Origin of the sequence: Pseudomonas sp. G34, from assembly GCF_031119625.1 — a bacterium.
GTDB lineage: Bacteria > Pseudomonadota > Gammaproteobacteria > Pseudomonadales > Pseudomonadaceae > Aquipseudomonas.
In genome coordinates this window covers 129,447-153,076 of the sequence record NZ_JAVHZV010000018.1, presented here as the reverse complement: position 1 = coordinate 153,076, position 23,630 = coordinate 129,447, and the positions used below count along the sequence as shown (strand labels likewise).

Genomic DNA, 23,630 nt, shown 5'->3' with positions numbered 1-23,630 from the left:
GGGAGTTGTGTATGAGTGAGCCCATCGTGCGGCGCACCCGAAGCGGTAAGATCGCCCGGCCCGTGCTGCAGGCATTGGCGCTGTGTTCGCTGCTGCTGGGCGCCACGCCGCTCGTCCAGGCCGCTGACGCCGACGCGGCAAGCTTCTCGGTGCCCTCGGCCCGCGCCGTTTCGAGCCTGCTGCTCGATGTCGCCCATGCCGGCAAGCGCCTGGTGGCGGTCGGCGAGCGCGGCCACGTGCTGTACTCCGACGATGACGGCGCCAACTGGACCCAGGCCAAGGTGCCGACCCGGCAGATGCTCACCGCGGTGTTCTTCGTCGATGACCAGCATGGCTGGACGGTCGGCCACGACGCGCTGATCCTGGCGAGCAGCGACGGCGGCGCGACCTGGAGCAAGCAGTTCGAAGACCTGCAACGCGAGGCCCCATTGCTCGACGTCTGGTTCAAGGATGCCCAGCACGGTTTCGCCATCGGCGCCTACGGTGCGCTACTGGCAACCACTGATGGCGGCAGCACCTGGGACGACGTCAGCGATCGCCTCGACAACCAAGACACCTATCACCTCAACGCCATCGCCGACGTGCCGGGCGCCGGCCTGTTTATCGTCGGCGAGATGGGTAGCCTGTTTCGCTCCACCGATGGCGGCGCAACCTGGGAAACCCTGGAAGGTCCCTACCAGGGCTCGCTGTTCGGCGTGATCGCCAGCGGCGAGCCCAGTGGCCTGCTGGTGTTCGGCCTGCGCGGGCATCTGTTCCATTCCACGGACGCGGGCGAGACCTGGCAGCAGGTGGCACTGGCCACCGCCAGCGGCGCCGACCTGGAGTTCGGCCTGGCCAGTGCGGCCACGCTGGGCGACGGCAGCATCGTGGTGGTCGGCCATGGTGGCAGCGTGTTGCGCAGTACCGATCACGGCAACAGCTTCAGCGTGTTCAACCGCCCGGATCGAGTATCCCTGGCGGGCGTCACCGCGGGTGCAGACGGCAAATTGGTGCTGGTCGGGCAGGGCGGTGTACGCCTGACCACCGAGACCGGTGCCAATCCAGGCCAACAATAACAAGCTGGGGTAGTGTTCGATGAGTAACCTTGATCAAGACAAGGCCAGCCTGCTGGAGCGCCTGATCTTCAACAACCGACCCGCAGTGATCCTGATCTGCCTGCTGGTCAGTGTCTTCCTGTTCTACCAGGCCACCCAGGTGCGCCCGTCGACCAGCTTCGAGAAGATGATTCCGCTCAGTCATCCGTTCATCCAGAACATGATGGAGCACCGCAACGACCTGGCGAACCTCGGCAATACCGTGCGGATTGCCGTGGAGGCCAAGGACGGCGATATCTTCAGCCAGTCGTACATGGAAACCCTGCGGCAGATCCACGACGAGGTGTTCTACATCCCGGGCGTCGACCGCTCCGGCCTGAAGTCGCTGTGGAGCCCCAGCGTGCGCTGGACCGAAGTGACCGAGGAAGGCTTCGCCGGAGGCGAGGTGATTCCGCAGACCTACGACGGCAGCGCGCAAAGCCTCGAAGAGCTGCGCGGCAACGTGCTCAAGTCCGGGCAGATCGGCCGCCTGGTGGCCAACAACTTCAAGTCCAGCATCATCGACGTGCCGCTGCTCGAGTCCTACCCGGACCCTGAAGACCAGGGCCGCCTGATCAAGCTCGATTACCAGCAGTTCTCCCACCAGCTCGAAGAAAAGATCCGCAGCAAGTACCAGGCGCAGAACCCGGACGTGCAGATCCATATCATCGGTTTCGCCAAGAAGGTCGGTGACCTGATCGATGGCCTGATGATGGTCGCGCTGTTCTTTGGCGTCGCCCTGCTGATCACCTTCGTGCTGCTGTACTGGTTCACCTGGTGCATCCGCAGCACCATCGCCGTGGTGATCACCACATTGGTGGCGGTGGGGTGGCAGTTGGGCCTGATGCACACGGTGGGCTTCGGCATCGACCCCTATTCGATGCTGGTGCCGTTTTTGATCTTCGCCATCGGCATTTCCCACGGCGTGCAGAAGATCAACGGCATCGCCCTGCAATCCAGCGCGGCGGACACGCCACTGATGGCTGCGCGGCTGACCTTCCGCCAGCTGTTCCTGCCGGGGATGATCGCCATCCTCGCCGATGCCGTGGGCTTCATCACCCTGCTGCTGATCGATATCGGGGTGATCCGCGAGCTGGCCATCGGCGCCTCGATCGGTGTGGCAGTGATCGTGTTCACCAACCTGATCCTGCTGCCGGTGGCGATTTCCTACATCGGTATCAGCAAGAAGGCCGTGGAGCGCAGCAAGCGCGATGCGGTCAGCGAACACCCGTTCTGGCGGCGGCTGTCCAACTTCGCCAGTGCCAAGGTAGCGCCGATCTCCGTGAGCCTGGCACTGGTCGCTGCCGTGGGCGGGTTCTGGTACCAGTACCAGTATCTGCAGGTCGGCGACCTCGACCAGGGCGCGCCGGAGCTGCGCCCGGACTCGCGCTACAACCTGGATAACGACTTCGTGATCCGCAACTACTCGACCAGCTCCGACGTGCTGGTGGTCATGGTCAAGACCGCGCCCGAAGGCTGCTCGACCTACGAGGCCATGGCCGCCATGGACGAGCTGATGTGGACCATGGACAACACGCCCGGCGTGCAGTCGGCGATCTCCATGGTCAGCGTGTCGCGCCAGGTGATCAAGGGCATGAACGAGGGCAACCTGAAATGGGAAACCCTGTCGCGCAACCCCGACGTGCTCAACAACTCCATCGCCCGCGCGGACGGCCTGTACAACGCCGACTGCTCGGTGGCGCCGGTGCTGGTGTTCCTCGAAGACCACAAGGCCGAGACGCTCAAGCGTGCGGTGGCGGCGGTCGAGGGCTTCGTCGCCGAGCACGAGTCCGACAACGTGGAGTTCCTGCTGGCCGCCGGTAACGCCGGTATCGAGGCGGCAACCAACGAAGTGATCAGCACCTCCGAGTTGCTGATTCTGGTGCTGGTGTACCTGTGCGTCGGCATCATGTGCCTGATCACCTTCCGCTCCTTCGCCGCCACCGTGTGTATCGTGCTGCCGCTGATCCTCACCTCGATCCTCGGCAACGCCCTGATGGCCTTCCTGGGCATCGGCGTGAAGGTCGCGACCCTGCCGGTGATCGCCCTGGGCGTGGGCATCGGTGTGGACTACGGCATCTATATCTACAGCCGCCTGGAAACCTTCCTGCGCGCCGGCCTGCCATTGCAGGAGGCCTACTACCAGACCCTGCGCTCCACCGGTAAGGCGGTGCTGTTCACCGGCCTGTGCCTGGCCATCGGCGTGGCGACCTGGATGTTCTCGGCGATCAAGTTCCAGGCCGACATGGGCCTGATGCTGACCTTCATGTTTATCGTCAACATGTTCGGCGCCCTGTGGCTGCTGCCGGCCCTGGCGCACTTCCTGATCAAGCCGGAGAAGCTGGCGGGCAAGAAGGGTGGGTCGCTGCTGGCGCATTGAACGGCTGGTTCTGTAAAAGGCGCGACCTCTCGGTATTTGCATGCTGTAGAGGTCGTTTTGCTATCGCAAGATCGGGCTGGTTTTTATAGGGAAGTGCTGGACGTGAAAAAGCGGAATTCAGGCGAATGCAAGTGGTGCCGCGCTTTAATTCGGTAAACTACTGATTGATATGGATTTTGATTTTTGCGAATACGGGTAGGGCGCAATTATACATAACGCTTTTATTGCGTTAACGCAGAATTCTGTCTATTCACTGTTAGCCTCAAAAGTGAACGGAGAACTGAATTGGCAGTATTGGATTTTAAAGAGATACGAGAAGCGCACAAAGCCAGCGGAATGCAGGACACATTCGAACTGTTTGCACGCGACTTTCTCTCATTCATGGGCTACAAAATCATCACCGATCCAGACAGAGGTGCTGACGGTGGGGTTGATCTAATCGTTGAAGAAAAGCGTACTGGTGTTGGTGGCGAAACCATTATCAGATGGCTTGTAAGCTGTAAACATAAAGCGTTTAGTGGTAATTCTGTTTCACCAACTGATGATGCCAATATTAGGGATAGAGTAGAGGCTAATGATTGCCAAGGTTTTATCGGCTTCTACTCAACCCTTGCGAGCACAGGATTATCGACAAATCTTGAGGGCATGAAGGGGAAGATCGAGTATCAAGTCTTTGATCGCGAAAAAATTGAAGGCCAATTACTCCACTCTGCCAAGGGTCTTGAAATTGCCGAAAGGTATTTTCCTGTATCACTCTCAGAATGGAAAACGGAAAACCCTCAGCCAGCAAAAATATTTGTAGAAAAACCGAGCTTAAAATGCAAAGTCTGTGAAAAGGAGCTTTTCGATCAAGAAGACAATGGTGTAATCACGCTTTGGTCTAGAAGAACTGACTACGAAAATGAGAAAGAGCATTTCGATCACATTTTCTGGACATGTAGGGGGCATTGCGACTCGGCATTATCCGCATACATCAGGAAGCGAAATGTTAATTTAATAGATGGCTGGGAAGATATCTCTGATGTAATGATGCCCACAATCTTCATTAAATGGGTTATGAGCATCATGAATGAACAACGCTCAGGCGTGGTCTATTCCGATGAAGCATTTGAAAGTCTAAAAGAGTTTCTTCTTCAGGTGTTCCCATACGTGTGTCGTCATCTCACAAGCAAAGAAGTAAAAAGAGTCAAATCCCTAGGTATGATTCCATCGTATATGGGAGGTTTAGGCTATGAAGGCTAACAAGGCCGTCAACTCGGACGCATTTTTCGTTCGCTGCGCTAACTACAAATGCGCCGGTTACGGCTGGCGTTAGGTGAATGCCATGGAAATGACACGTGTACGCTCAACAGCCATCACTGCAATTGGCTACGACCCTGCAAGCCGAAGAATGAAAATCACATTTCAGCAGGGCCACACGTACGACTTCTGCCGCGTTCCAGCACATATATACGAAGGCTTCATGCGGTCAGCATCAAAAGGCAGCTATTACAACGCTCACATAAAAGACCGCTATCAGTGCTAAGCAAATACCTAACAATACGTATATGGACTCTCCCCACAAGTAGTGAGCAAAGCTTTGCTTTTGCACCTGTCGTCAGCACGGTTGCATTCGTATATCCGGCCTTTTTTGAGCGCTTACGCCCTGGCCATTCTGTAGTTCGCGCAGCGGGGACCAAGCGTTCAATCGATCACGGGGATCATCATTGTTATCGGCCTTGTTCCGCTGCAGGACTCGCCTGTTTCGACAGTGCTGCTACTCACCACAACCACAAGAAAATCATCACACCTTTATTGATTACTCCCGCCGTCAGGCGGGCTTTACGCTCTGCCAATTGCCATTGATACGCCGCTCGTGGCACCACACCGCCCAGCAGATCCGCACCAGTTTTTTGGCCAGGGCCACCGCCGCCTTGTTGTGACCGATCCGCTCTGCTGTCTGCACGGCCCAGCGCTGTAGTTGGGTCAGCTTTTCCGGTGTGCGGGCTTGGCAGCGCTTGAGTTGTTGTTCGCATTCGCCCATGCACTGCTCGTACAAGTTGATCTCGGCCAGCACGATATGCAGCAGACGGCTCAAGGGAGCAAGTTCAGGCTGGTCAACCGATTCATTGGCCGTTCGGATAAAGGCAGCGGTCGAGGCCGGCGCTTCGATACCCGCCTCACGCAGTATGCCGCGCAGCAGGTTGATTCGCTGGGTGCGGCTCTTCTTCCAAGTTTCACGTAGCCCGTGCAATTGCTGAAGCTGTTGCTGATCGTGGCTCTTTACCGGCACGGGGTGAATGTCGGCGCAGCGTGCGGCTTCCAGCATGGCATCGCAGTCGTTGCGGTCGGTTTTGTTACGCCGTCGATAGGGTCGCACGTAGCGCGGATGAATCAGCATCCCGATGCCCCAGCGATTGCGCCAATCGTCCCCAGTAATGCGCAGTGCCACAGGCTTCCATCACCCACTCGACCTGTTCGACCTGCTCCTGTATATATCGCCGGAACGCCTCTCGGTTCAGCCGCTTGCGCTGGACCACCTGGCCGAAACGGACACTCTCGGCAACTTGGTAAATGGACTTGGCCAGATCAACAGCGATGCGCTTCATAACTCCCGCTCAAAAATCCTCGATACCTTGGTATAGAACTGTGGTGTGTGGAGAGTCCATTACAGCATTCAAGAACGTTTGTTTTGCTCACTGGGACTGACGTGCCGTCAGCCCCTTAATTTCGCGCTACATGCAATGAGGAAGCCATGAGAAAATTGATAGGATCATATAGTATTTTTGAATTGATAATATCGCTGTTGATGTTCGGGGTATTTTTAAAATTCAACTCTCTCTATTTTGTCGAATTTTTTTCTGGGCCAACCCCGGATAGAAAGACATTATTTTTGGTTGTTTTTGTAAATCTGATTCTCATCACGGTTATTAGTTTGCCTGCGCTAGGTAAGCTTGCTTCAAATATATCCAATGAGTCTATTGAAAAATTTCTTGCTTTTCCTAAGGAAGGTGAGCGCTTTACATTTCCTGTCTTAACCGAGTTTTTGGGGAATCAAGCACTTGCTTCGTTTTTGGCTACTGTCTTGATATTTACCGGTAAAGAGGCATTCTCAGCAGTTGGTGGAGACGTACTCGCTCTATACATATATGTCCTGTACGTTATTGCTATTGCTATAGCTGTTTTATCGCTTGTTCGTATTATTCAGTACTTCAATCATTCTTGGTGGCAATACTTGCTTGTATCCGTTTGCAGCTCGGCGGTTATGTTTTCTTTTATCGGGGTCGGCATCAGGATGGGTGCATAAATGCATAAATGCATAAATGTATAAATGCATAAATGCATAAATGTATAAATGCATAAATTCATTTAGCAAGTTGCAGAATATTGCACCTACGGCACGCTCGTATCTCGCGCCGCTGTGCAGAACGTAAGAGACTAATCATGAGTCCACAGCTAGTTGCTCTACATAAACATTGGTGCACGGCAGATGCAGTGAAGCAGTTTGTGTCTGCAGAGCTTCCCAATATCGATAATTTTGATGCTGAAAAGTGGATTAAAGAGATTGGAAGCATGGCGTCAACTCTCCACAGAATGTCAGTGTGGTATTCATTAATTTACGTCGTAGTTGAAGGCTATAAAGAGCTGAAGTGCTCGAATGAAGCGGTAGACGAACTATTAGGCAATGAAGAGTACGTCGATTTCCTCCGGTTATTTCGGAATGCGACGTTCCACTACCAAAAAGATCCATTAACAGAAAAGGCTCAGAAATTCTTGATAGCTAAGGATAGTGAAATATGGATTCGAGAACTTAATAGCGCATTCGAAAAGCTCTTTCTAGATAACTTGCCTATAAGAGAGTTTATAAATGCGGTCAAGGTTGAAGATGCCTAACAATTTAATTAACTTTTTAGGGTGGAAGGGTGCAGGTTTATTTATGGTGCATCGCCACTGGTATAAAAATAAATCCGCCTCTTATTCCCATTCAATTACATGATCAGCCCGAGAGCAGGCAGGCAAGAAGAGCGGCTCCACGCCCGCCTATTAAGATGACCAGCAAATGAAAAACCGCGGCCTGTCCGCGATTTTTCCGTATCAGAGCATGCGAATTTTCTTCAATACGCCCATTTGGTCACTGCGTAACGTGCCTCACTCGATCAGTAGTGAGGTAGGCGTGATGATGAGTTTGTATCTGTCCATGGCGGCGTTCGCGCTGGCTGCTTCCATTTCGCCCGGGCCGGTCAATCTGGTGTCGCTGAGCGCTGGAGCCCGGCATGGCCTGCGAGTGGCCATGGGGCATGTCGCCGGGGCTACGTTGGGCTTCACGCTGCTGTTGGTGTTGATCGGCTTGGGGCTGCATCAGTTGCTGGTGCTGCTGCCCTGGCTGACGGCGGCGATTCAGTGGGCTGGTGTGGCCTTTCTGCTGTATCTGGCCTGGCGCTTGGCGGTCGATAACGGCGTGTTGCACAGCGCTGAAGGTGGGGCGGTGGCGTCCTTTGCTGGCGGGGCGCTGATGCAATGGCTCAATCCCAAGGCGTGGTTGGCGGCGATTGCCGGTACGGGTGCCTTTGCGGCCGATGGCGATGCGGGGCGGGTGTGGCTGTTCGCGGCGATCTATTGTGTGGTCTGTTATTTGTCGCTGGCCTGCTGGGCCTATGCCGGTACTTGCTTGCAGCCTTACTTGCAGGCGCCGCAGCGGGTGCGGGTGTTCAATCGGGTGTTGGCGGGATTGCTGGTGGCCAGTGCGGGGTATCTGGTGTTGGTATAAGCCCGTTGGAGCCTGTTCAGGATCTTTATGCGCATGAAGCGGCGACTACAAGGCAGGAGAAGCCATTCGTAGGGTGGATGGTGCTTCACCTACGCGGCCCGATCCATTCAACGTTTTGTACTCGCAATGGTGGACAAAAAGAGCGTTGTCCACCCTACATCTCTGAGTGTGTAAACAACACGGTAATGCTGGCGGACTCATTATGGGAGCGGGCGAGGACGCCCAGTTCATGCCCGTGATTTTTCGCGGGCATGCCCCGCTCCCACAGTTTGAGAGCGCGCGGCCGCTTACGCCACTTGGCTGCCAAAATCGACGAACCTGGACTGAAAGATTATTAGCCGGTTTTTGGAGCGCCACAGAACCGTAGCCCGTGGTTGAGCGTAGCGATACCCGGGGCACATTCGCGCGAGTGATTCCCGGGTATCGCTACGCTCAACGCCAGGCTACCGGCTTGGGTCAGGCTGCGGGCTGGTTGTCGCTAGCCGCGGTATTGGCCTGGCGTGGCGGCGAGCAATTGCTTGAAGGTGCGTTGGAAGTGCGCCTGGTCGGCGAAGCCGGCTTCCTGGGCGACTTCGGCCAGGGCCGCGCCGCTTTTCAGGCGGGCGTGGGCGAACTGGATGCGGCGGTTGAGCAGGTAGGCGTGGGGCGTCATGCCGTAGCGTTGCTTGAAGCCGCGAATCAGTTGGGAGGGCGACAGCTGCGCGGCCGCGCACAGGGTGTCGAGGCGCAGCGGCTCGCCGCAGTGCTGCTGGATCAGCTCGGCGGCCAGTTCCAGGCGCGGATTCAGGCTGTCGTCACGCTCGCCTTCGAGCACCAGCCGCTGCAGCGCCAGGCCGAAGAATGCCTCGGCTTGGGCACGCTTGTCGGCGGTGCTTACCAAGGGATCGAGCAGGCTGCGCCGCAATGCCAGCAGGCCCTGATACAGCTCGGCATCGTCACTGGCGATATCGGCGAAGCGCTGGAACGCGGGCGCGTCGGTGAAGCCTTGGGCGTGCTGCAGCTCGCCCAGCCACTGCGGGTCCACATAGCACATGAGATACGACCAGGGCTGCCCGTCGATGGGGTTGCAGGCGTGTACGTCGCCGGGGTTCATCAGCACCACGGTGCCCTGGCTCACCTGGCAGTCCACATCACGGTTGCTGTAGGTGCTTTGCCCTGCGGTGATCGCGCCGATGGAAAAGAATGCGTGGCTGTGGCGCCCGTAGCAGACCTGGCGACCATCCTCGATGGAGCGCAGCTCGATAAAGGGCAGGGCGGGGTCACGCCAGAAGCTGGGGGAGGCGGGACGAGCGTCCATGGTTGCTCCTGTTTTAGCGCGGATACAGCGGTGGTAGCTGGCTGGCTTCCCCGCTATTTTCCTGGGTTTTCTCGGCCGGTGGCAGTTCGCCGATGGCCTGCCACAACTGCTTGCCTTGCCAGTGTTGGCCGGCTTCGCTGTACAGCGCGCCATTGAGCCCGTCCAAAGCCTCGGACAATGGCGCAAAACGGGCAGCCATATCGGCCAGGGTTTCCGGCTGCTGACGTGCCCAGGCGTCGAGGGCCTGGCGGGTGGCCTGGCTGTCGTTGGCCAGGCAGGCGCGCTTGAGGTCGTCGAGCAGGGTGCGCGGGCTGGGGCCGACCTGGGCGCTGCGCTGCACGGCCGGCTGGCTGCGCGCGTGCCACCAGAGGCCGAAGCCGAGCAGGGTGGTCACTGCCAACAGCACGCTGCTCAGCTGCCAGGGCCACAACAGCACGTCGTCGGCGGCGGCGCTGTCGCGCGGGCGGGTTTCCACCGGCTGATCGACGCTCAGTGCAGGGTCAGCGGCCACATTCAGGGTGCGCGCCGGCAGGCTGGTGTGCTCCAGGCGATCCTCATGGGTGTTCCACCACACCACATCCACGGCGGGCAATTCCAGGGTGCCGGCCTTGCCAGCCACCAGCGCCTCACGTTCTTCGCGGCTGCCGATCACCCCGCGCTCGCTGTTTTCGTTGTTCAGTTGCGGTTGATCCGGGTAGCGGCGCAGGCCTTCCACCTGGGTGGCCGGTAGCGGCGGCAGCTGGGCGCTGGACAGGCCGTCGGCCTTGACCATCAGGCTGCGGGTCAGCGAATCGCCGACCTTCACCTGGCCCGGCTCCGGGCTCCAGGCTTCAGCGAGGCTCAGGGCACGGGCTGGCAGCCAGGGCGCGTCGGCCGGGTAGTCGGCTGGCTTGGCCTTGACCGTCAGGGGGATTTGCGGCGAGCGCACCCGGGTGACCTTGCCCGGGCGCGGCCCGAACGGCATGTATTCATTGCGGTTGGGGCGCTCGGCCAGGGTTGCGCTGAACACCTGGCTGGGAATGGTCAGCTGGCCACTCTTCTGCGGAAAAATGGCGTAGCGCAGCTCGATCACACCGTGGCGCACGCCGCCGATGTCCTGCTCGTAGGTGCGCGGCTCGCCCAGGGACTCGACCCGCGCGTCGGGGATGTCCAGCGGTGTGAGGCTGCTGTCGTCGTACAGCGAAACCGAATGGTAGATACGCAGGGTCAGCACGCTCTGCGCCTGCACGTAGACGCTTTCATGATCCAGGCTGGCGTCGATGAACACCGGGGCCATCTGTTCGTCGGCGTTCTGGCCGGTGGACTCCGTCACGTGCAGGCTGACCGGCTGGCTTTGCGAGTCGCCCAGGCGTAGCGGTGGCACGACCACGAAGCCGCTATGGCGCGGCTTGATGGTGACGATCCAGCGGGTGCTGGCGCGCGCCTGGCCATCCAGGGTGGTCAGGCGGTTGACCTGGCGCGTGCCCAGTACGTCGAACAGTTCGTCGAGCGGTGTCAGGTCGGGTTTGCCGAACTCGGTGGCATCCGTCGATTCGAGGATCAGGTCGAGGCTTTCGCCCAGGGTCAGCCGGCTGCGGTCGACGCTGGCGGTGAAGTCCTGCGCACTGGCCGGCAATGCCAGCAGGCAGAAAAGCAGGGTGCAGAGCAGGCGGGTCATCGGGGTTGTTCCTGACGCTGTTGCTGTTCATACCAGAATTTGCGGCGCAGCAATTCGCCCGGGTCATCGGGAATCTGCCGCAGCCATTGTTCCAGAGCCTGGCGCCGCTCGCCATCGAGGGGCGTGTCGGCTTCCTGCGCCTCGTTGTCATTCGGGACTGTTTGCGCCGCTTCGCCCTTGTCGGCGGGCTCACCGTCGCCCTCGCCGGCCGGGTTCGGTTGCGGTTGATCCTGCTCAGGAGGCTGCTGCTCCTGGGCAGTTGACGGCTGGCCCTGGCCGCTCTGCTGGTCTTCGCTGGGGGCCGAGGATTGGCCGGGTGGCTGCTGCCCATCAGGCTTGTCTTCGGGCTGCTGATCTTGGTCGGCATCCGGCTGTTCGGCCTGCTGTTGGCGCTGGCGCAGCAGTTCCTCGACCAGTGCCTTGTTCTTCGCTGCCTGTTGCAACTGCGGGTCGATTTCCAGGGCTCGTTCGTAGGCGTCTATGGCGGCTTCCAGTTCGTTGCTGCGGGCCAGGGCGTTGCCACGGTTGTACAGCGAAGGGGCGCTGTCATCCTTGGCGAACTGCTCGGCCGCCGCCGCGTAGTCGCCAGCTTCATAGAGCGCCAGGCCGCGCCAGTGGGGATTCTCGAAGCGCTCGGCGGCCTCCTTGGGGCGCCCGGCGTCGAGCAGGCGTTGGCCCTGCTGGTCGGCGCGCAGCCAGAGGTCGTCGAAGCTCATGGCCATGCTGGTTTGCGGGGTACCGAGCAACAGCAGCGGCAGGCACAGCAGCCAGCCGCGGCGCCCGGCGCAGGCGGCCAGCAGCAACAGCGGCAGCAGCAGCCAGTAGCCCTGGTCGGCCCAACTGCGCAGTTGTGTCTTGTGGCCGCTGTCGCGTAGCTGCGACGGGCCGTCGAGCAGGCCAAGGCTGCGCAGGTCGCGCTCATCGAGGCTGATGTTGCGGTACTGGCCCTTGATGCTCGCCGCGAACTGCCGCAAGCCGCTGACATCCAGGCGCGGCATGAGGATGGCGCCTTGCTCGTCCTTCATGAGAGTGCCGTCTTCCTGCACGATCGGCGCACCTTCGCTGCTGCCCACGCCGAGGATGCGCAGGCGCTCGCCGCGGCTGCCGAGCAGCCTGGCGATGGCGCTGCGTTCGTCGTCGTCCAGGCTGCTGGTGATCAGCAGCAGGCGGCCCTGGCCCTGGGCACCGCCCTTGAGCAGCTCGAGGGCCTTGGCCACCGCCAGGTCGGCGCGCTTGCCGGGCTCGGGCATGATCGACGGCTTGAGCGCTTCGAGCAGGTTGCGGCTGGTGCCCAAATCATCGGACAGCGGCACCAGGGTGTGGGCGCTGCCGGCGTACACCACGATGGCGGTCTGCGCATCGCCCCGGGCCTGCAGCAGGTCGAGCAGCTTGCGTCGGGCCTGGGCCAGGCGGTTCGGCGAGGCGTCGCTGGCCAGCATCTGCGGGGTCAGTTCGAGCATCACCACCAGCGGGTCTGCGGGCTTGACGTCGTTCTGCTCGATGCGCTGCCAGCTGGGGCCGAGCAACGCCAGGCTGGCCAGCAGCCAGGCCAGCGCGAGGATGACCAGCGGCAGGCGGCTGCGGCGGCCGCCCCCACCACGCAGCAGCACGGCGTGAAAGGCCGGCGGCAGCAAGGTCTGCCAGCGGCCGCTGCGGGTTTCCCGGTGTGCCAGCAACCACAGCAGCCAGGCCAGCACCGGCAATGCCAGCAGCCACCAGGGGCGCAGCAGGTGGGGCAGGAATTCGCTCATGGCCTGCGGCGCCCCCGACGTTGGCTGACGCTCAGCAGCTGATGGCGCAATTGTGGCCACAGGTTGCGGATCACCAGCGCCAGGCTCAGCAGCAGGGCGGCGGCCAGCGGCCAGGCATACAGCGCCTGGGCCGGGCGTGCCAGGGTCGGTTGCTGGGCCACCGGCTCCAGGCGGTCGAGGGTCGCTTCGATGCTCTGCAGCTCACCCTGGTCGCGGGCGCGGAAGTATTCGCCGCCGGTGAGCTCGGCGATGGCGCGCAGGCTCGGCTCATCCAAATCCAGGCTCGGGTTGAGGCCGAAGGCGGCGAAATTGCCGGCCTGCTGCGGGTCGGCACCAATGCCGATGGGGTAGATGGTCACGCCTTCTTCGGCGGCCAGGCGAGCGGCGGTCATCGGCTCGATCTGCCCACCATTGTTGGCCCCATCGGTGATCAGCACCAGCACGCGGCTGTCGGCCGGGCGCTGGCGCAGGCGCTTGACCGCCAGGCCGATGGCGTCGCCGATGGCGGTGTTCTGCCCGGCGATGCCGATCACCGCCTCGTCGAGCCAGGTGCGCACCGTCTGCCGGTCGAAGGTCAGTGGCGCCTGCAGGTAGGCCTGGCTGCCGAACAGGATCAGCCCGACCCGGTCACCCGTGCGGCCGTCGATGAACTCGCCGATCAGTTGCTTGACCAGGGTCAGGCGGCTGACGTCCTCGTCGTCCAGGCGCATGTCGGCGTAATCCATCGAGCCCGACACATCCACGGCGATCAGCAGGTCGCGCCCGCTGGCCGGCAGCGGCAAAGGCTCGCCGACCCATTCGGGGCGCGCGGCGGCGACCAGCAGCAGCAACCAGAGCAGGGCGAAATGCACCTGCTGCTTCCAGGGCGGCAGCTGCAGGCGCGCCCGGCGCCCGGAGAGGTTTTCCAGCTCGCCGAGAAAGCTCACCTGCAGCGCCGCTTCGCCGCTGTCGGCGGCCGGCAGCCACAGGCGCAGCAGCCAGGGCAGCGGTGCGAGCAGGAACAGCCAGGGCCAGGCGAACTCAAACATGCTTGCGAATCCAGGTGGCGACCGCCTGATGCAGGCCTTCGATGGCCTTGTCATCCAGGGTGCACTGCGGCTTGTAGGCGCCTTCGACGAGGATCATCCAGCGCGTCAGCCCGGCGGCCGGGCAGCGGTTGTCGAGAAACGCCAGCCAGGCGCGGCTGCTCAGGGTGTGGCTGTGGCTGTCCGGGTAGCGCTCGCGGCACAGGCGCTTGAGCAGGCCGTTGAGCTGTTGCAGCCAGGGGCCGGCGGCGGCGCCGTCATAGGGTTTGCTGAGACGCTGCAGCTCCTGCAGGGCTGCCTGGCGCAGCGGATCGAGGGGCTGCTCGACCGCCTGTTTGCGGCGTGGCCGGGGCAGCCGCGGTGCCAGGCGCCAGGCGGCCCACAGCAGCACGGGCAGCAGCAGCGCAAGCAGCCACCAGCCAGGCGCCGGCGGCCACCAGCCAATGGCCGCGGGGGCGATCAGCGGTTCGAGCTGATCCAGCGGGTTCATGGGGATTTACCCGGGCGCAGGTTGTCCAGGTGTTCGTGCAACTGCTCGATCAGCTCCTGCCCGGTCGACAGCGACAGCAGCGGCACACCGAGCTTGTTCGCCAGGCGCTGCCAGCGTGCCTGACGCGCCTGGGCCTGGGCGGCGTAGCTGCGCTGCAGTTCGGCGTCCTCGGTGTCGACGTCGAGCTGGGCATCGCCATCGGCGAAGCGCAACAGGCCGGACGTGGGCAGGGCATGGTCGAGGGGATCGGAGACCGGCAGCAGGAGCAGGTCGGTGTGCCGGGCCAGCAGTATCAGTTGCTGCTCGCTGCTATCACCAAGGGTACGCTCGTCGCAGAGGATCACCACCAGGCTGCCGGGGCGCAGCACTTCCCGGGCGCGGCGCAGGGCCTGGCCAAAGCTGTCGCGCAGCAGCGGCGTATCGGCGGACAGTGCCTGGTTGGCGCGGCTCAGCCGGCTGAGCAGTTGCAGGAGGCTCTGCTTGCTGCGCCGCGGCTTGATCTCATGGTTGTCCTGGCCGCCGAATACCAGGCCGCCGATGCGGTCGTTGTGGCCCAGGGCGGCCCAGCCGATCAGCCCGGCGGCGCGGGCGGCGAGCACCGACTTGAACATCAGGCCCGAGCCGAAGAACAGCTGGCGGCTCTGCTCCACCAGCAGGTAGATGGGCCGTTCGCGTTCTTCATGGAACAGCTTGGTGTGCGGCTCCTGGGTGCGTGCGGTGACGCGCCAGTCGATGGTGCGCACGTCGTCGCCGGGCTGGTAGACCCGCACCTGGTCGAAGTCGACCCCGCGCCCGCGCAGTTTCGAGTGGTGCAGGCCGATCAGCGGGCTGCGCCGGCCGGGCGTGGAAAACAGCTGCACCTCGCGCACCCGGTGGCGCATGTCGATCAGTTGCTTGAGATCGGTACGGATGCCCGCCTGCAGCTCAGGGTTATCCGTGTGCGCAAGCATCAGGCCACCGCGACCACGTCGAGGATGCGCTGCACCACACGGTCCTGGTCGATGCCCGACGCCTCGGCCTCGAACGACAGGATGATGCGGTGGCGCAGCACGTCGAACAGCACCGCCTGGATGTCTTCGGGGCTGACGAAATCGCGGCCGGCCAGCCAGGCGTGGGCACGTGCGCAGCGGTCCAGGGCGATGGAACCGCGCGGGCTGGAGCCATGGGCGATCCACTCGGCCAGCTCGGCGTCGAACTTGCCGGGGGTGCGCGAGGCCATCACCAGCTGCACCAGGTACTCCTCCACCGCATCGGCCATATAAAGGCCGAGGATTTCCTTGCGCGCCGAGAAGATCGCCTGCTGGCTGAGGCGATGATCCGGCTTGGTTTCGCCGTGCAGTGCTTCGCCGCGGGCCTGGGCGAGGATCTTGCGCTCCACGCTGGCGTCGGGGAAGCCGATCTTCACGTGCATCAGGAAGCGGTCGAGCTGCGCTTCGGGCAGCGGGTAGGTGCCTTCCTGCTCGATCGGGTTCTGGGTGGCCATGACCAGGAACAGCGGCGACAGGTCGTAGGTGCTGCGGCCCACCGACACCTGGCGCTCGGCCATGGCCTCGAGCAGCGCCGACTGCACCTTGGCCGGCGCGCGGTTGATCTCGTCGGCGAGCACCAGGTTGTGGAAGATCGGCCCCTGCTGGAACACGAAACTGCCGGTTTCCGGGCGATAGATCTCGGTGCCGGTGATGTCGGCCGGCAGCAGGTCGGGGGTGAACTGGATGCGATGGAACTCGGCCTCGATGCCTTCGGCCAGTTCCTTGATCGCCTTGGTCTTGGCCAGGCCGGGAGCGCCCTCGACCAGCATGTGGCCGTCGGCGAGAAGGGCGATCAGCAGGCGATCGATGAGTTTTTCCTGACCGAGGATCTGGCTGGCGAGAAAGTGGCGAAGAGCGAGCAGCGCGTCTCTGTGTTCCATGGGGCTGTCCAGATACGAATCGCGAGCGACGAACCCCGCTCGTCAGGGCCGCCCATGATAATCGAAGGCAGGGGCGATAAGCCATGCGAGCCTGCTCGGGTCTGTGACCGGGTTGCCAGCCGCGCCGGCCTGATGCGCGGCTGGCACCGGCTCAGGCGATGCGGAACTGGTTGGCGCTGTGGTTGAGCGCCTCGACCTGGCGGGACAGGCCCTGGGTGTGTTCGTCCAGGCTCAGGCGCAGCTGCTTGGTCTGGCCGGTATGCAGGTTGATGTCCTCGACCTTGCTGGCGATTTCCTCGGTGCTGCCGGAAACCTGCTCGATGGCGACCACCACCTGGCTCATCTGCGCGTTGAGCTGCTCCATGGAACTGGTGATGCCCTCGATGGCGCTGGCCACCTCACCGGAACTGCGCTGGCCGGCCTCGGCCAGGCTCAGGCCGCTGGTCATCAACTGGTCCATCTGTTGGGTCTGCTGCCTGAGTTCGTTGACGATGGCGGCGATGTCGGTGGTCGCCGCCATGGTCTTTTGCGCCAGCGAACGGACTTCGTCCGCGACCACCGAGAAGCCACGGCCCGCCTCGCCGGCTCGCGCCGCTTCGATGGCGGCGTTGAGGGCCAGCAGGTTGGTCTGATCGGCCAGGCCGTTGATCACGCCAATGATGCTGGTGACCTTGCCGCTGGACTGGGTCAGGGCGCTGACCTGGGCGTGGGTATTCTGGATCAACTGGGCCAGCTGGTTCATGCTTGCGGCGCTGGCGCTGATCACGTTGCCGCCGTTGCGCGCGGCGTCGTAGGCGCAGTGGGTGGCATTGCCGACGTCGGCGGTGCGCTGCGCCATGTCGTTGAGCGTGGCGCTGATCTGCTGCGAAGCCGCGGCGGCCTGCTCGGTCTGCATTTCCACCTGGGTGCTGTTGTCGCCAAGCTGGCGCATGGAATCGTCCAGGTGGGCGTGCAGGCGGTTGAGCTCGCCGTTGGCCTGTACCACCTGGGCGACGATGCGCCCGATGTCACGGATCATGCTGTTGGCGGCGCTGGCCAGCTGGTTGAATTCGTCCCGGGTGTTGGTGCCGACCGGCAGCGTGCAGGTGAGGTCGCCGGAGGCCACCTGGCTGAGCAGCCGGGTGACATTCTCCAGGCGCCTGACCAGCGTGCCGGACGCCTGCAGCAGGGTCAGGCAGAGCAGGGCGGCAACGCCAGCGAAGCTCAGCCCCATCAGCCAGAGCGAGGAAACCCGGGCCTGCGTGGCATCCTGGGCGCGCTGCAGCAGCAAGCCGTTGTGCAGATCATCGGCCTGCGCCGTGACGCGAGCCTGCAATTCTTCGCCGAGCTGGCTCAGTTGCGCATTGGTCGCGGCGAGCTGCTCGATGGTTTTCTGGGTGTCGGTGAAGGCCTGGCTGAACGCCTGCACGGTCTTGCCGACCGGGGTATCGGCCCATTCCAGGTCGTCGATCTGCGCCTGCAGTTTGTTGATTGCCGTGTGGGTCATCGCCGCGAACACCGGATCGGCGCTGGCCAGGTAATCGCGCTGGCTGCTCAGGGCGCTACCGACCGCCGCCTTGATCATGTCGAAGCTGATCGCCTCCAGTGCCTTGCTCTTTTCGCTCATGGTCTTGCGCTGGCCTTCGAAGGGCGTCAGGCCGAGGGCCTGATGGAGGCTCAACAGCTGGCGTTGCTGGGCCACTTCCTGCTGCAGCACGGCCTGGATCTGCCGGGCGTATTCCAGCGTATGGGCATCACCGAGCGCTTGGGCCTGGGCGGGCAGCTTGTCGGCCAGCGCCTGCAGCTCGTCCAGGCCGGCGGCGAAGGCCGCCTGGTTGTCCGGCGTCAACTGCTGGCGCAGCGCGCTGCTGCGCCACCATTGATTCATTACCGTGGTGCTGGCGTTGACGTAGGCGGCCGCTTCTTCGCGCGCCTGCAGCGAGGCGTTGAGCCGCTGGCTGGCCCAGAACGAGGCGGCCATCAGCAGGGCCAGGCTGGCCAGGGTGACGAGGATCAGCAGACGAAACTTCTGCTTCCAGGAGAGCAATAGGCGCATGGGACAGTCCGTTGGCATTGTTTTTATTGACGCCAGACTTTAGGCGTTGTGCCACTACGGTGCAAGCAGTTGTATGACATCTGTTGAGATGCAGGCTCGGTGAACGAAAATGTCGCCGCACCGCAAGCGTGCGTTGCGCTCGCCTCGTTAAGCTCGTCGGGCGCCTGTGACCGGCGCGTCATTTACGCATCGGGTAGCGTTTGCAGGTAGCCGGTCTAAGGTTGAACTACGTACGGAAACAACAATCGCACTAACCAAGCCTACAGACGGAGTACAAGCATGGCGTTCTTCACCGCGGCCAGCAAAGCCGACTTCCAGCATCAACTGCAAGCGGCCCTGGCGCAGCACGTCAGCGAGCAGGACCTGCCACAGGTCTCCCTGTTCGCTGAACAGTTCTTCGGCATCATCGCACTCGAAGAGCTGACCCAGCGGCGACTTTCCGACCTGGTTGGCTGTACTCTTTCTGCCTGGCGCCTGCTGGCCCAGTTCGACCCGGCCCAGCCGCAGGTTCGCGTGTTCAACCCCGACTACGAGAAGCATGGCTGGCAGAGCACCCACACCGGCATCGAGGTGCTGCACCCGGACATCCCGTTCCTGGTCGACTCGGTGCGCATCGAGCTGAAACGCCGCGGTCACAGCATTCATACCTTGCAGAACAGCGTGCTCAGCGTGCGCCGTGATGCCCAGGGCGCGCTGCTCGAGTTGCTGCCCAAGGGCAGCACCGGCGCGGATGTCAGCCTCGAATCGCTGATGTTCCTGGAAATCAACCGCTGCGCCAGCAACGTCGAGATCAAGTCGCTGCAGAAGACCCTGCTCGACGTGCTCGAGGAAGTGCGCCTGAGCGTGGCCGACTTCCAGCCGATGAAGGCCAAGGCCCAGGAGTTGCTCAGCAAGCTCGGTGACGGCAGCTTCGGCCATGGTGTGACCGATCCGGCCGAGTTGGAAGAAATCAAGGTGTTCCTCGCCTGGCTGCAGGACAACCATTTCACCTTCCTCGGCTACGAGGAGTTCACCGTGCATGACGCCGCCAATGGCGGCCATCTGCAGTACGACGAGAGCTCGCTGCTCGGCCTGTCCCGGCGCCTGCGCAGCGGCCTGAGCCAGGATGACCTGCACATCGAGCCCTATGCGCTGGCCTACCTGCGCGAGCCGACCCTGCTGTCGTTCGCCAAGGCCGCGCAACCGAGCCGCGTGCACCGCCCGGCATACCCGGACTTCGTCTCCATCCGCGAAATCGACGCCTCCGGCAAGGTGGTCAAGGAATGCCGTTTCCTCGGCATCTACACCTCGACCGCCTACAGCGAGAGCGTGCGCGAGATTCCCTACATCCGCCGCAAGGTTGCCGATGTCGAGAAACGCTCCGGTTTCATTTCCCAGGGGCACCTGAGCAAGGAACTGGTCAAGGTGCTCGAAGTGCTGCCGCGCGACGACCTGTTCCAGACGCCGGTCGACGAGCTGGCCAGTACCGCGCTGTCGATCGTGCAGATCCAGGAGCGCAACAAGGTACGCCTGTTCCTGCGCTTCGACCCGTACGGCCGTTTCGTCTACGCGCTGGCCTATGTGCCGCGCGACATCTATTCCACCGAGACCCGCCTGCGCATCCAGCAGGTGCTGGTCGACCGCCTGCGGGCCAGCGACTGCGAGTTCTGGACCTACTTCTCCGAGTCGGTGCTGGCGCGGGTGCAGTTCATTCTGCGCGTGGACCCGAAGACCAAGCTGGACATCGACCCGCAACAGCTCGAGCGCGAAGTGGTGCAGGCCTGCCGTTCCTGGACCGACGAGTACGCTGCACTGGTGGTGGAGAACTTTGGCGAGGCCAAGGGCACGCGCATCCTCACCGACTTCCCCAAACACTTCCCGGCCGGCTACCGCGAGCGTTTCCCGGCCCATTCGGCGGTGGTCGACATGCAGCACCTGCGCAGCCTCTCCGAGGAGCGCCCGCTGGTCATGAGCTTCTACCAGCCGTTGGTGCCCGGCGAGCGTCAGCTGCACTGCAAGCTCTACCAGGCCGACAACCCGCTGGCGCTGTCCGACGTGATGCCGGTGCTGGAGAACTTCGGCCTGCGTGTGCTGGGTGAGTTCCCCTACCGCCTGCAGCATCAGAACGGCCGTGAGTACTGGATTCACGACTTCGCCTTTACCTACAGCGAAGGGCTGCAGCTGGATATCCAGCAGCTCAACGACACCCTGCAGGATGCCTTCGTGCATATCGTGCACGGCGACGCCGAGAACGACGCCTTCAACCGCCTGGTGCTGACCGCCGGCCTGGCCTGGCGTGACGTGGCGCTGCTGCGCGCCTATGCCCGCTATCTCAAGCAGATCCGCCTGGGCTTCGACCTGGGTTACATCGCCAACACGCTGCTCAACCACCCGGACATCGCCCGCGAGCTGGTGCGCCTGTTCAAGACCCGCTTCTACCTGGCGCGCAAGCTCAGTGCCGATGACCTGCACGACAAGCAGCACAAGCTCGAGCAGGCGATTCTCGGTGCCCTGGACAACGTCGCGGTGCTCAACGAAGACCGCATCCTGCGGCGCTACCTGGACCTGATCAAGGCCACGCTGCGCACCAACTTCTATCAGCCGGATGCCTCGGGCGAGAACAAGGGCTACTTCAGCTTCAAGTTCGACCCCAGCGCGATCACCGACCTGCCGCGCCCGGTGCCCAAGTTCGAGATCTTCGTCTATTCGCCGCGGGTCGAGGGCGTGCACCTGCGCTTCGGCAACGTGGCGCGCGGCGGCCTGCGCTGGTCCGACCGCGAAGAGGACTTCCGTACCGAAGTGCTTGGCCTGGTCAAGGCCCAGCAGGTCAAGAACGCGGTGATCGTACCGGTCGGCGCCAAGGGCGGCTTTGTGCCGCGGCGCCTGCCGCTGGGCGGCGGCCGTGACGAGATCCAGGCCGAGGCCATCGCCTGCTACCGCATCTTCATCAGCGGCCTGCTGGACATCACCGACAACCTGAAAGAAGGCGAGGTGGCGCCACCGGCCAACGTGGTGCGCCACGATGGCGACGATCCGTACCTGGTGGTTGCCGCCGACAAGGGCACCGCGACCTTCTCCGACATCGCCAACGGCATCGCCAACGAATATGGCTTCTGGCTCGGCGACGCCTTCGCTTCGGGCGGCTCGGCCGGGTACGACCACAAGGGCATGGGCATTACCGCCAAGGGCGCCTGGGTCTCGGTGCAGCGTCACTTCCGTGAACGCGGCATCGACGTGCAGAAGGATCTGACCACCGTGATCGGCATCGGCGACATGGCCGGTGACGTGTTCGGCAATGGCCTGCTGCTGTCCGAGTCGCTGCAGCTGGTCGCTGCCTTCAACCACCTGCATATCTTCATCGACCCCAACCCGGATGCCGCGCGCAGCTTCGTCGAGCGCAAGCGCCTGTTCGACCTGCCGCGTTCGAGCTGGGCCGACTACGACGCGTCGCTGATCTCCCAGGGCGGCGGCATCTTCCTGCGCAGCGCCAAGAGCATTGCCATCAGCCCGGAGATGAAGGCGCGTTTCGACATCCAGGCCGACAAGCTGGCGCCGACCGAGCTGCTCAACGCGCTGCTCAAGGCGCCGGTCGACCTGATCTGGAACGGCGGTATCGGCACCTACGTCAAGTCCAGCCGCGAGAGCCATGCCGACGTTGGCGACAAGGCCAACGACGTGCTGCGCGTCGACGGCCGCGAACTGCGTGCCAAGGTGGTGGGCGAGGGCGGCAACCTGGGCATGACCCAGCTCGGCCGCGTCGAGTACGGCCTCAATGGCGGGGCCAGCAACACCGACTTCATCGACAACGCCGGTGGGGTGGACTGTTCCGACCACGAGGTGAACATCAAGATCCTGCTCAACGAGATCGTCACCGCCGGCGACATGACCGGCAAGCAGCGCAACACGCTGCTCGCCGAGATGACCGAGGACGTGGGCAATCTGGTTCTGGGCAACAACTACAAGCAGACCCAGGCGCTATCGCTGGCCGAGCGCCGTGCCCGCGAACGCCAGGGTGAATACAAGCGCCTGATGGCCGCGCTGGAAGCCACCGGCAAGCTGGACCGCGCCCTGGAGTTCCTGCCCAGCGAGGAAGAACTCAACGAGCGCGCCACCAAGGGCCAGGGCCTCACCCGCCCCGAGTTGTCGGTGTTGATTTCCTACAGCAAGATCGAGCTGCAGGAAGCCCTGATCAAGTCCGATATCACCGATGACGACTACCTGACGCGGGAGATGGAAACCGCCTTCCCGGCGCGCCTGGCCCAGGAGTACGGCGAGGCCATGCGCCGTCACCGCCTCAAGCGCGAGATCGTCAGCACGCAGATCGCCAACGATCTGGTCAACCACATGGGCATCACCTTCGTGCAGCGCCTGAAGGAGTCCACTGGCGTGGGCTCGGCGCAGGTTGCCGCGGCTTATGTGGTGGTGCGTGACGTCTTCCACCTGCCGTTCTGGTGGCGGCAGATCGAGGCCCTGGACAACCAGGTGCCCGCCGACCTGCAGCTGACCATGATGGACGAGCTGATGCGCCTGGGCCGTCGCGCCACGCGCTGGTACCTGCGCAGCCGCCGCAACGACCTGGACGCCGCCCGCGATGTCGCCCACCTCGGGCCACGTGTGAAAGCCCTGGCCATGCGCCTGGACGAGCTGCTCGAAGGCCCGGCCCGTGACGAGTGGATGGCGCGCTACCAGACCTACGTCGAGGCTGGCGTGCCGGAGCTGCTGTCGCGCGTGGTGGCCGGCACCGGTCATCTGTACACGCTGCTGCCGATCATCGAGTCGGCGGACCTCACCGGTCGCGAGCCGACCGAGGTGGCGTCTGCCTACTTCGCGGTGTCCGATGCACTGGACCTGTCGTGGTACCTGCAGCAGATCAGCGGCCTGAGCGTGGAAAGCAACTGGCAGGCCCTGGCCCGCGAGGCGTTCCGGGACGACCTGGACGCGCAGCAGCGCGCCATCACCGTCTCCGTTCTGCAATTGGCCAACGGCCCCGAGTCGATCGAGGCGCGTGTCGAGGCCTGGCTCGAGCAGAATCGTCGCCTGGTCGACCGCTGGAAGGCCATGCTCGCCGAGCTGCGTTCGGCCTCGGGCAGCGATTACGCCATGTACGCCGTGGCCAATCGTGAACTGAGCGACCTGGCGCAAAGCCAGCTGCCGGTGCTGCCAAGCTGAACTGAGTAAGCGCTGCACCTGAAAAAAACGCCCCGACTGGTTCGGGGCGTTTTTTTGTGTGGCCTTGCACCGACTTTCAAGCAGGGCATGGCTTTGCGGCGTGCGCGGCGACAGCCGG

At 62.6% G+C, this 23,630-nt stretch carries 16 protein-coding genes and 1 pseudogene; 8 read left to right on the top strand and 9 right to left on the bottom strand.

The genetic code is table 11. From position 1 onward, the window contains the following. Positions 1 to 11: 11 nt before the first annotated feature. From QYS36_RS13250 to QYS36_RS13235, 4 genes are all read left to right on the top strand, one after another. Positions 12 to 1,055 carry a YCF48-related protein gene (locus QYS36_RS13250; protein ID WP_308839918.1) on the top strand — a complete coding sequence of 348 codons (1,044 nt, stop codon included), beginning with the start codon at positions 12 to 14 and terminating at the stop codon, positions 1,053 to 1,055. Between the two features lie 19 nt (positions 1,056 to 1,074). Next, the gene (locus tag QYS36_RS13245; protein WP_308839917.1) at positions 1,075 to 3,453 is read left to right on the top strand and encodes an RND family transporter; all 2,379 of its coding nucleotides are present in this window, start codon (positions 1,075 to 1,077) and stop codon (positions 3,451 to 3,453) included. A 285-nt stretch (positions 3,454 to 3,738) separates the two neighbouring features. Continuing rightward, positions 3,739 to 4,695 (top strand): restriction endonuclease, encoded by a 957-nt coding sequence (locus QYS36_RS13240; protein ID WP_308839916.1) that lies wholly within the window; start codon positions 3,739 to 3,741, stop codon positions 4,693 to 4,695. Positions 4,696 to 4,777: 82 nt separating this feature from the next. Beyond that, positions 4,778 to 4,978: a KTSC domain-containing protein gene (locus tag QYS36_RS13235; protein ID WP_308839915.1), complete on the top strand. Its 201-nt coding sequence runs from the start codon at positions 4,778 to 4,780 to the stop codon at positions 4,976 to 4,978. Positions 4,979 to 5,263: 285 nt separating this feature from the next. Here the strand turns inward: QYS36_RS13235 and QYS36_RS13230 are convergent. Beyond that, a pseudogene (locus tag QYS36_RS13230) lies at positions 5,264 to 6,041 on the bottom strand (IS110 family transposase). A gap of 146 nt (positions 6,042 to 6,187) precedes the next feature. Here QYS36_RS13230 and QYS36_RS13225 point away from each other — a divergent pair. The 3 genes from QYS36_RS13225 to QYS36_RS13215 all read left to right on the top strand — a co-directional run bounded on the left by QYS36_RS13225 (position 6,188) and on the right by QYS36_RS13215 (position 8,200). After that, positions 6,188 to 6,739 carry a hypothetical protein gene (locus tag QYS36_RS13225; protein WP_308839914.1) on the top strand — a complete coding sequence of 184 codons (552 nt, stop codon included), beginning with the start codon at positions 6,188 to 6,190 and terminating at the stop codon, positions 6,737 to 6,739. 137 nt (positions 6,740 to 6,876) lie between these two features. After that, a complete protein-coding gene (locus QYS36_RS13220) occupies positions 6,877 to 7,326 on the top strand; it encodes a hypothetical protein (protein ID WP_308839913.1) in 450 nt (149 codons plus the stop codon). 286 nt (positions 7,327 to 7,612) lie between these two features. Then, positions 7,613 to 8,200: a LysE family translocator gene (locus QYS36_RS13215; protein ID WP_308839969.1), complete on the top strand. Its 588-nt coding sequence runs from the start codon at positions 7,613 to 7,615 to the stop codon at positions 8,198 to 8,200. 478 nt (positions 8,201 to 8,678) lie between these two features. Here QYS36_RS13215 and QYS36_RS13210 read toward each other — a convergent pair whose 3' ends face one another. From QYS36_RS13210 to QYS36_RS13175, 8 genes are all read right to left on the bottom strand, one after another. Then, on the bottom strand, positions 8,679 to 9,497 hold the full coding sequence (locus tag QYS36_RS13210) for an AraC family transcriptional regulator (protein ID WP_308839912.1): 819 nt from the start codon (positions 9,495 to 9,497) through the stop codon (positions 8,679 to 8,681). Between the two features lie 13 nt (positions 9,498 to 9,510). Continuing rightward, on the bottom strand, positions 9,511 to 11,154 hold the full coding sequence (locus QYS36_RS13205) for a BatD family protein (RefSeq protein WP_308839911.1): 1,644 nt from the start codon (positions 11,152 to 11,154) through the stop codon (positions 9,511 to 9,513). Beyond that, on the bottom strand, positions 11,151 to 12,905 hold the full coding sequence (locus QYS36_RS13200) for a VWA domain-containing protein (protein ID WP_308839910.1): 1,755 nt from the start codon (positions 12,903 to 12,905) through the stop codon (positions 11,151 to 11,153). The genes QYS36_RS13205 and QYS36_RS13200 overlap by 4 nt, the downstream gene beginning before the upstream one ends. Then, positions 12,902 to 13,933, bottom strand: coding sequence for a VWA domain-containing protein (locus QYS36_RS13195; RefSeq protein ID WP_308839909.1), 1,032 nt, complete (start codon positions 13,931 to 13,933; stop codon positions 12,902 to 12,904). The genes QYS36_RS13200 and QYS36_RS13195 overlap by 4 nt, the downstream gene beginning before the upstream one ends. Next, positions 13,926 to 14,420: a DUF4381 domain-containing protein gene (locus QYS36_RS13190; RefSeq protein WP_308839908.1), complete on the bottom strand. Its 495-nt coding sequence runs from the start codon at positions 14,418 to 14,420 to the stop codon at positions 13,926 to 13,928. Before QYS36_RS13190 ends, QYS36_RS13195 begins: the two co-directional genes overlap by 8 nt. Further along, positions 14,417 to 15,370, bottom strand: a complete 954-nt coding sequence (locus QYS36_RS13185) for a DUF58 domain-containing protein (RefSeq protein ID WP_308839907.1) — start codon at positions 15,368 to 15,370, stop codon at positions 14,417 to 14,419. The genes QYS36_RS13190 and QYS36_RS13185 overlap by 4 nt, the downstream gene beginning before the upstream one ends. Beyond that, complete coding sequence (locus QYS36_RS13180; RefSeq protein WP_013790950.1) at positions 15,370 to 16,329, bottom strand: MoxR family ATPase; 960 nt, start codon at positions 16,327 to 16,329, stop codon at positions 15,370 to 15,372. Before QYS36_RS13180 ends, QYS36_RS13185 begins: the two co-directional genes overlap by 1 nt. A 151-nt stretch (positions 16,330 to 16,480) precedes the next feature. Beyond that, positions 16,481 to 18,364: a methyl-accepting chemotaxis protein gene (locus QYS36_RS13175; protein ID WP_308839906.1), complete on the bottom strand. Its 1,884-nt coding sequence runs from the start codon at positions 18,362 to 18,364 to the stop codon at positions 16,481 to 16,483. 279 nt (positions 18,365 to 18,643) lie between these two features. On the opposite strand from QYS36_RS13175, the gene QYS36_RS13170 reads away from it, so the two are divergent. Further along, positions 18,644 to 23,512: an NAD-glutamate dehydrogenase gene (locus QYS36_RS13170; RefSeq protein WP_308839905.1), complete on the top strand. Its 4,869-nt coding sequence runs from the start codon at positions 18,644 to 18,646 to the stop codon at positions 23,510 to 23,512. The last annotated feature ends 118 nt before the right edge of the window (positions 23,513 to 23,630 follow it).